This window comes from Streptomyces sp. NPDC049577 (assembly GCF_040675635.1).
Taxonomy (GTDB): domain Bacteria; phylum Actinomycetota; class Actinomycetes; order Streptomycetales; family Streptomycetaceae; genus Streptomyces.
In genome coordinates this window covers 1-7,611 of record NZ_JBFAPH010000306.1, presented here as the reverse complement: position 1 = coordinate 7,611, position 7,611 = coordinate 1, and the positions used below count along the sequence as shown (strand labels likewise).

The following is a 7,611-nucleotide window of genomic DNA, read 5'->3' as shown; positions in this document are numbered from 1 at the left end:
GCGGCACTCCACCGGTGCGAGAACAGCGCCGTCGCCGCCGAGGTCTTCGGTGACGATGTGGTCGGCCACCTCGCCCAGGCGGCGCGGCGGCGTCCGCGGCGAGGTACCCGCCGATGACCGCCCGGGTGACGCCCGGGTCCAGGACGCTGCCGCCCGAGGCCAGGGTGCGCACGGCCCGGACGAGCTGCTCGGGGTCGGTGTCCTTGAGCAGGAAGCCGGCGGCCCCGGAGCGCAGCGCGGCGGAGAGGTACTCGTCGGCGTCGAACGTGGTGAGCATGGCGACGACGGGCGGCCGGGGCAGACCGCGCAGCGCGCGCAGGACGGTCAGGCCGTCGGTGTCCGGCATGCGGATGTCCAGGAGGACGACGTCCGGGGAGCAGCGGCGCACAGCCTCCACGGCCGCGCCGCCCCCGCAGTCCGCGACCACCTCGATGTCCCGGGCCGTGCCCAGGATCATCCGCAGCCCGGACCGGACGAGCTGTTCGTCGTCCACCACCGCAACACGGATCACCGCCCGTTACCTCTTCCTGTCCGGCCCGGTGCGCCGCACGGCGACCCGGGCACCCCTTCCAGCCTGCCGCACGGTCACGGCCGAAGCGGACCCGGGAGCTCCGCCCTTCCCCGCGTGCGGGGGACCCTACCCCCGCCGATCGGAGGGGGTGGGCCGGGACCCAGGGCGGATTCCCTCCGGGCGCCCGGACCGGCAGAGTGCTGTCCATGCTGCACCATCCAGGGGACGGCCCCCGTCCCCGTGACCTCCGGCGCGCCCGCGCCCTGGTCGCGGCAGGGGTCTGCGTCGCCTCCCTGGTGGCACTGTGCGGCTGTGCACGGTCCCAGGCCGCCGCATCCCCCACAGGCGGCGGCCTGTCCGTGTCCTACGAGACGCCCGGCAGCGGGCCGGACGAGCGGGCCTTCCTGCACGACCGCGAGCTTCCGGAGCAGGTCGCCGCCGACCTGAACAGCACGCTCCGGCCGCTGCCCGAGCCCGTCCGCATCACCGGCCGGTCCTGCGAGAAGGACGGCGTGCCCGAGTACGACCCGCGGAGCAGCCGGATCGTGCTGTGCTACGGCTTCGTCCAGGAGGTGCGGTCGATGTTCCGGACCGCCGCCCGGGGCGGCGACGGTCGTGCACAGGATGTGGACGAGCGGACGGCCGGCGTCGTCACCGAGACGCTCTACCACGAGGCGGCGCACGCCCTCATCGACAAGCTCGACCTGGCCTTCACCGGGCACGAGGAGGACGTCGCCGACCAGTTCGCGGCCTACCGCCTGATCGCGCGGGGCGCGTCCGGCCGTGCCGCGCTGCTGGCCGCAGCGGACAACTACGCGCAGTACGCCGAGGACGAGGACCGGGAGGACGCCGACCCCTCCGACGAGCACGCGCCGGACGCCGCCCGCAGCGCCAACTACCGCTGCTACCTGTACGGCGCCGATCCTCAGCGGTACGCGAACCTCGTCGACGGCAAGCGGCTGAGCAAGGAGCGCGCCGGGCTGTGCCAGGAGGAGTACCGGGCGCTCCGGCGCGGCTGGAGCAGGCTCCTGGCCGCGCGCCCGTCCGGCGGACCGGTGTGACCGCGCGGGTCGCGGCGGTGCCGGACCGGCCGTAGCCCCGGAAGCTCCGCCGGCCGGGCGCCTGTCACGGCCGCGGCCAGTGCGGCGGGGCCGTCGGGGCCGGGCCCAGGGTCGTCGTGCCCGGTGCGGCCCGGTGCCCCAGCCCCGTGCGGTACGCGTCCAGGGCCGCTTCCACCCGTCCCGAGCGGCGCAGCAGGTCGCCCAGCAGCCGGCACAGATCGGCGAGGTCCCCGGCCGCGCCGGTGCGCTCCAGCAGGGAGAGCGCGGCGCAGTAGTGCTCCTCGGCGGCCTCGGTGTCGCCGCGTTCCTCGGCGATGAGCCCCAGCAGCCGGTGCGCGCCGCCCGCGTGCACCGCGCCGCGCTCGGCGCCGAGCGCCGAGGGCGACAGCAGGGGGCGCAGCAGCTCCTCCGCCTCGGCCGCCTTGCCGCGCCGCCGCAGCACGTCCGCCAGCTCCACCTCCACCTGCACGGTGAACAGCGCGGCCCGCTTGGACGCCAGCATGTCCCGGGCGGTGCGCAGCTCGCTCTCCGCCTTGCGCAGATTGCCGTCCTGGGCGTGCACATAGCCGCGCATCCAGTGGCAGTGCGCCAGTTCGGTGCGGATGTGCAGCTGCTGGTAGAGCTCCTGGGCCTTGGCCAGCGAGGCGTCGGCCTCGGCGATCCGCCCCTCGGCGATGAGGGTGCGGGCCACACCCCGGTGCATGCCGGCGACCGCCGCCGGGTTGTCCACCTGCGGCGCGAGCGCCAGCGCGAGCTCGGCGGCGTGCACGGCGCGCGCGTGCGCGCCCATGTCCATGTAGGGCGCGATGGAGGCGGTGTAGAGCAGCAGCAGGGCGTCCGGGTCGTGCAGCCCCGAGGCGTTGAGCTCGTCGATCGCGCTCTCCAGCAGATAGCAGGAGTAGCGCAGTTCGCCCGCGAGGAGATGGGCCGTGGCGCGGCCGCGCAGGGCGGGCACGCGACGCGGCAGCGGCTCGTGCGCCAGCAGCGCCTCCGCCTCGGCGAACCGGTCGCGGGCCTCGGTCAGGTCGCCGGTCTCCAGCGCGCAGTCGCCGAGCCCGAGCAGCGCGGTGAACTGCTCGTGGACGAGCGTGTAGACGCCTGCCTCCTCGCTCAGGGCCCGGAAGAGCCCGGCCGCGTCCTCGGCCGCCCCGGTGGCCAGCGTGCGCCGGGCGTCGGTCAGCCGGAGCCGCAGCTCGGTCGCCAGATGCGGCGGCCGGCCGGTCACCAGCTCCTCGACGGTGGTGCCCAGCCGCTCGGCGAGGTGCCGCAGCGCGGTCTCGGAGGGCCGCACCTTCCCGGACTCGAGGGTGGAGATGTAGGCCGCCGTGTAGGCGGGTTCCGCCAGTTGTTTCTGGGTGAGTCCCTTTTCCGTCCGCAGCCGCAGCACGCGCCGTCCGATGTCGGCGGGCCCGTCCGTGCGTATGCCATGGGTGCTGTTCTCGGCCACTTCCGCCCCTCGGTACATTGCGCCGTGTTTCCAGACTTCCACGCCGTGAGTCGAGTCCGCCGACGTGAGGATGCAATCGTGCCGAAGACCATGGGAGAGGGCCGCCGGGCCGCCGCGGCGGGCAGGGTCCGCCAGCCGGGGCTCGTCCTCACCGACCACTTCTTCGACGTACCGCTCGACCATACGGCCCCGGACGGCGAGAGCATCCGGCTCTACGCCCGTGAGATCGTCGCCGCGGGCCGGGTCCGCGACGACCTGCCCTGGCTGGTCTACCTCCAGGGCGGCCCCGGCTTCCCCGCCGGGCGGCCCATAGGGCGCGAGAACTGGCTGGACCGCGCGCTGGAGGAGTACCGCGTGCTCCTCCTCGACCAGCGCGGCACCGGGCGCTCCACGCCCGCCAACCGGCAGACGCTGCCCCTGCGCGGCACGCCCGCCGAACAGGCCGCCTATCTTGCGCACTTCCGCGCCGACTCCATCGTGCGCGACTGCGAGCACATCCGGCACCGGCTGACCGGAGGGCGGCCGTGGACCGTGCTCGGACAGAGCTTCGGCGGCTTCTGCGCCGTGACCTATCTGTCGTACGCCCCCGAGGGGCTCGCCGAGGTGATCGTCACGGGCGGGCTGCCGTCCCTGCACGCCGGCGCGGACACCGTCTACCGCGCCGCCTACCCGCGCATGGAGCGCAAGACCCTCGGCCACTACGCCCGCTACCCGGGCGACGAGGCCGCCGCCCTGCGCATAGCCGAGCACCTGGCGGACCGGAAGCCGGGGGAGGAGGAGGTGCTGCCCGACGGCTCCCTGCTGACGGTCGAGGCGTTCCAGCAGCTCGGCATCGTCCTCGGCACCGGCGACGGCTCGCACCGGCTCCACTACCTCCTGGAGGACGCCTTCGTGGACACCGTGGCCGGCCCGCGGCTGTCCGACGCCTTCACCGAACAGGTCGCGGCGGTCCTCTCGCGCGCCGGCAGCCCGCTGTACACCGTCCTGCATGAAGCCATCTATGCCCAGGACGGGCGCCCGACGCACTGGTCGGCGGAGCGTGTGCGAGCCGAATTCCCGCAGTTCGACTGCCGTTTCGAGCCCGGCGGGCGGTTCCTGTTCACCGGTGAGACGGTCCACCCGTGGATGCTGCGCACCCAGCCCGCGCTGCGCCCGCTGCGGGAGACCGCCGAGCTCCTCGCCGCGCGCGAGGGCTGGACGCCGCTGTACGACCCGGAGCGGCTGGCGCGCAACACGGTGCCCGTGGCGGCGGTCGTCTACCACGACGACCTGTACGTCGACGCCGGCCACTCCCTGGAGACGGCCCGGGCGATCGCCGGGCTGCGCACCTGGGTCACCGACGAGTACGAGCACGACGGTCTGCGCGCGAGCGGCCGGACCGTGCTGGACCGGCTGCTGAGGCTGGTCCGCGACGAGGCGTAACGCCGCCGAGGGTGGGGCATAGCGCCGTCGAATGCCCAAGCGCTGTGTGCTACTTGTGCCCCTTCCATTGCCAACCGCCTCCCCGGGCCCTACGTTGAGCCGCGCCTTAACGTGATTTAACCCGCCGCTTAGGTGGCGGGTGTCCGGGAGGAACCCCCCATGCACAAACCCCCCATGCACAGACGAATACCCCTCGCGGTGGGCGCGGTCGCCGTGGCCGCGCTCGCCGCCGTCGCCGCTCCCGCCGCGGCGGCGGGCCCGGCGGCCCCGGCCAAGCCCCATCCGCAACCCGGCCAGCACGTCGAGTACTTCACCGAGCCGGGCGGCCACCCCCACCACACGGTCGTCCCCGCCTCGCCCGCCGGTACGCAGTCCCTGCGCCCCCCGGTCGCGGGCGACGGCACCGTCACGCCCGTCGTCACCAACGGGCCGGTCGGCGCCAAGCTCGACATCGTCTTCATCGGCGACGGCTACACGGCGTCCCAGCAGGACGCCTTCCACGCGGCCGTGCGGGCCAAGTGGGCGAAGATGACGGCCGTCGAGCCGTACGCCTCCTACCGGGCGCTGTTCAACGTCTGGGCCGTCGACGCGGTCTCCCGGGAGTCCGGGGTCTCCGGCGACCCGGCGCAGGGTGTCGTCAAGGACACCGCGCTCGGCTCCGGCTTCTTCTGCGACGGCGTGGAACGGCTGCTCTGCGTCGACACGAACAAGGTCGAGTCGTACGCGGCCAAGGCGCCCGCCGCCGATCTCGTCGTCGTGCTGTCGAACTCCACCAAGTACGGCGGCGCCGGCTACAACGACGTCGTCTCCAAGGTCGGTTACGACGGCATCGCCACCGCGTCCTCCGACAACGACCGGTCCGACCAGATCGCCGTCCACGAGACCGGCCACTCGCTGGGCAAGCTCGCCGACGAGTACCAGTACGACGAGTACGGCACGTACACCGGCGACGAGCCGTGGGAGTCCAACATCAGCACGCTGGACGCCGGCCGGATGGGGGCGCAGCGGCAGAAGTGGTACCGCTGGCTCGGGCAGCCCTCGCCGGACGGCGGGGTCGTCGGCGGCTACGAGGGCGGCGGCTACTACCCGAAGGGGCTCTTCCGGCCGACCGACAACTCGATCATGCGGTCGCTCGGGCGCGAGTTCAACCTGCCCGGCCGCGAGGCCATGATCGCCGGCTTCTACCGGCACGCGACGCCGCTGTCGAGCGCGACCCCGGAGGACGCCCGGGTCGGGCGCGACGACCGGATCACGGTCCGGCTGTCCGCCGCCACCGTCACCGTGCGCTGGTACGTCGACGGCCGCGAGGCCCGCGCCGCGCGCGGCCGCACGTCGGTCGTCCCGAGATCCCTCGGCGTCCCGCGCGACGGCCGCCCGCACACGGTGACCGCCTCCGCCGTCGACACCACCGACGCGGTGCGCGACCCGGAGCTGCGCAAACGCCTCACGGGAGCCCTGACCTGGAAGATCGGACGCTGATCCGGGGGCGTCGACCACGAGCGGCGTCGTCACGCAGAGCGGCCGTACGAACACACCGCAAAGTTCGTGTATGGTTGCTTCCGCAACGCCGCGCGCTCGTAGCTTAACGGATAGAGCACTTGACTACGGATCAAGAGGTTGCAGGTTCGAATCCTGCCGAGCGCACATCCCGACGGGAGCCGGACATCATGTCCGGCTCCCGTTCTCGTTGTGCGGCTACTGCTTCGAGGCGAACGCCGCGCTCAGGATCCGCAGCACGTACGGCAGCTCGGTCCTGCCCTCCGGAGCCGTGTAGTTGAACGAATAGACCACTCGCCGCGACAGGTCCCGGGTGGTGAAGACCGCGTTCGTGTAGCCCGGCGCGGAGCCCGTCTTCCCCCAGACCTCCAGCCCCTCCGGCGTTCCGTTCGGCAGCACCGCGCGCATCAGGCCGCCCAGGCTGAAGCAGGGTGCGCTCGGGGCCGCGGGGCCGGCCGGGTTCGCGCAGTGCGGGTTGCGGAGGTTGACGACCTTCTTCGGGTCGGGCAGCCGGAAGAGCAGCTTCTGCTGCTCCGGGGGGAGCAGCCGGCCGCCGAGCAGGGCCGCCGTGAAGCGGTCCAGATCCGCCGCCGTCGAGATCATCCCGCCCTCGGCCCAGGCGTAGGGACTCTGCTTCGTGACGTCGGCCAGCCCGTCGCCCACCGCGCGGTAGCCGTGCGCGTGCGGCCCCGGCAGCGTCATGTCGTGCGCCTCCGGCACGTAGGTCCGCCGCAGGCCCAGTGGGCGCACGATCCGGGAGCGCACTTCGGAGGCGTAGGAGCGGCCGGTGACCTCCTCGATGAGCAGGCCGGCCACGTAGGAGTTGATCCCGTTGTACTGCTGGGCCGTGCCCGCCGGGAACTGGCGTTCGCCGCGCAGCGCCTCGCGCACGATCTGCTCGGGCGTCCACGACTCGAAGCGGTGCCGCACGAACCACTCGTTGGAGCCGTCGCCGTAGGTGAGCGAGGAGGGCGCCGGCAGACCGCTGGTGTGGTCGAGCAGCTGTCCGACCTTCACGTCGGAGTACGCCTCCGGCAGCAGCCCGGGAAGATAGCGCAGCACGGGGGCGTCGAGGTCCACCCGGCCCTCGGCGGCGAGCTGGAGCACCACCGTGCCGGTGAAGAGCTTGGTGATGCTGCCGATGCGGAACGAGGAGTCCGAGCGCACCGCCTCCTGCGTCCGGACGTCCGCGAAGCCGGAGGTGCCCCACCAGTAGCCGTCCGAGCCGGCCACCCTGACCAGCGCGCCGGTCACGTCGTCGTCGGGGAGGCCCGCGATCGACCGGCGCAGCGCCTCGGTGTCCAGCAGGCGCCCGTCCGCCGCCGCGCCCGGCGCCGTCGTGGCGAGCGTGGCGAGCAGGGCGCCGGAGACGGCCGCGACCAGGGGGATGCGGCGGCGACGGAGCGTGGAGCGGGAGGACGTTTTCGGCGTGGTCATGGCATCCAGCCTGGCCGTTCGAAGATCGTCCGCTCATCCGGTGCACCCCTGGTCCGCCCCCGAGGCCGTATCGGGGATCGCCCGGACACCCTGCCCTGACGGACGGCATGTGACCTACTTGGGCTCTACCGTCACCCCCATGAGCAGCTTCCGTCCCCGCATCACCGACGACGTGCGCCGGGCTCGCCTCGGGCGGCGCCATCTCCTCGACCCGGCCCGGCGCGCAGAGTCGGTCG

At 73.5% G+C, this 7,611-nt stretch carries 6 protein-coding genes and 1 tRNA gene; 4 read left to right on the top strand and 3 right to left on the bottom strand.

Annotated features, from left to right (window positions below):
* Nucleotides 1-511: response regulator transcription factor (locus AB0K09_RS26365; RefSeq protein WP_366067880.1), on the bottom strand; the 511-nt coding region annotated here is incomplete at its 3' end.
* Between the two features lie 206 nt (nt 512-717).
* On the opposite strand from AB0K09_RS26365, the gene AB0K09_RS26360 reads away from it, so the two are divergent.
* Nucleotides 718-1,572 carry a DUF4344 domain-containing metallopeptidase gene (locus tag AB0K09_RS26360; protein ID WP_366067879.1) on the top strand — a complete coding sequence of 285 codons (855 nt, stop codon included), beginning with the start codon at nt 718-720 and terminating at the stop codon, nt 1,570-1,572.
* Nucleotides 1,573-1,636: 64 nt separating this feature from the next.
* Here the strand turns inward: AB0K09_RS26360 and AB0K09_RS26355 are convergent, their stop codons facing one another.
* Nucleotides 1,637-3,019: a helix-turn-helix domain-containing protein gene (locus AB0K09_RS26355; protein WP_366067878.1), complete on the bottom strand. Its 1,383-nt coding sequence runs from the start codon at nt 3,017-3,019 to the stop codon at nt 1,637-1,639.
* A gap of 90 nt (nt 3,020-3,109) precedes the next feature.
* Between AB0K09_RS26355 and AB0K09_RS26350 the strand changes: the two genes are divergently transcribed.
* From AB0K09_RS26350 to AB0K09_RS26340, 3 genes are all read left to right on the top strand, one after another.
* Nucleotides 3,110-4,441: an alpha/beta fold hydrolase gene (locus AB0K09_RS26350; protein WP_366067881.1), complete on the top strand. Its 1,332-nt coding sequence runs from the start codon at nt 3,110-3,112 to the stop codon at nt 4,439-4,441.
* A gap of 159 nt (nt 4,442-4,600) precedes the next feature.
* Complete coding sequence (locus AB0K09_RS26345; protein WP_366067877.1) at nt 4,601-5,920, top strand: M64 family metallopeptidase; 1,320 nt, start codon at nt 4,601-4,603, stop codon at nt 5,918-5,920.
* A gap of 92 nt (nt 5,921-6,012) precedes the next feature.
* Nucleotides 6,013-6,085, top strand: a tRNA-Arg gene (locus AB0K09_RS26340).
* A gap of 51 nt (nt 6,086-6,136) precedes the next feature.
* Here the strand turns inward: AB0K09_RS26340 and AB0K09_RS26335 are convergent.
* Complete coding sequence (locus AB0K09_RS26335) at nt 6,137-7,375, bottom strand: serine hydrolase domain-containing protein (protein ID WP_366067876.1); 1,239 nt, start codon at nt 7,373-7,375, stop codon at nt 6,137-6,139.
* Nucleotides 7,376-7,611: the final 236 nt, after the last annotated feature.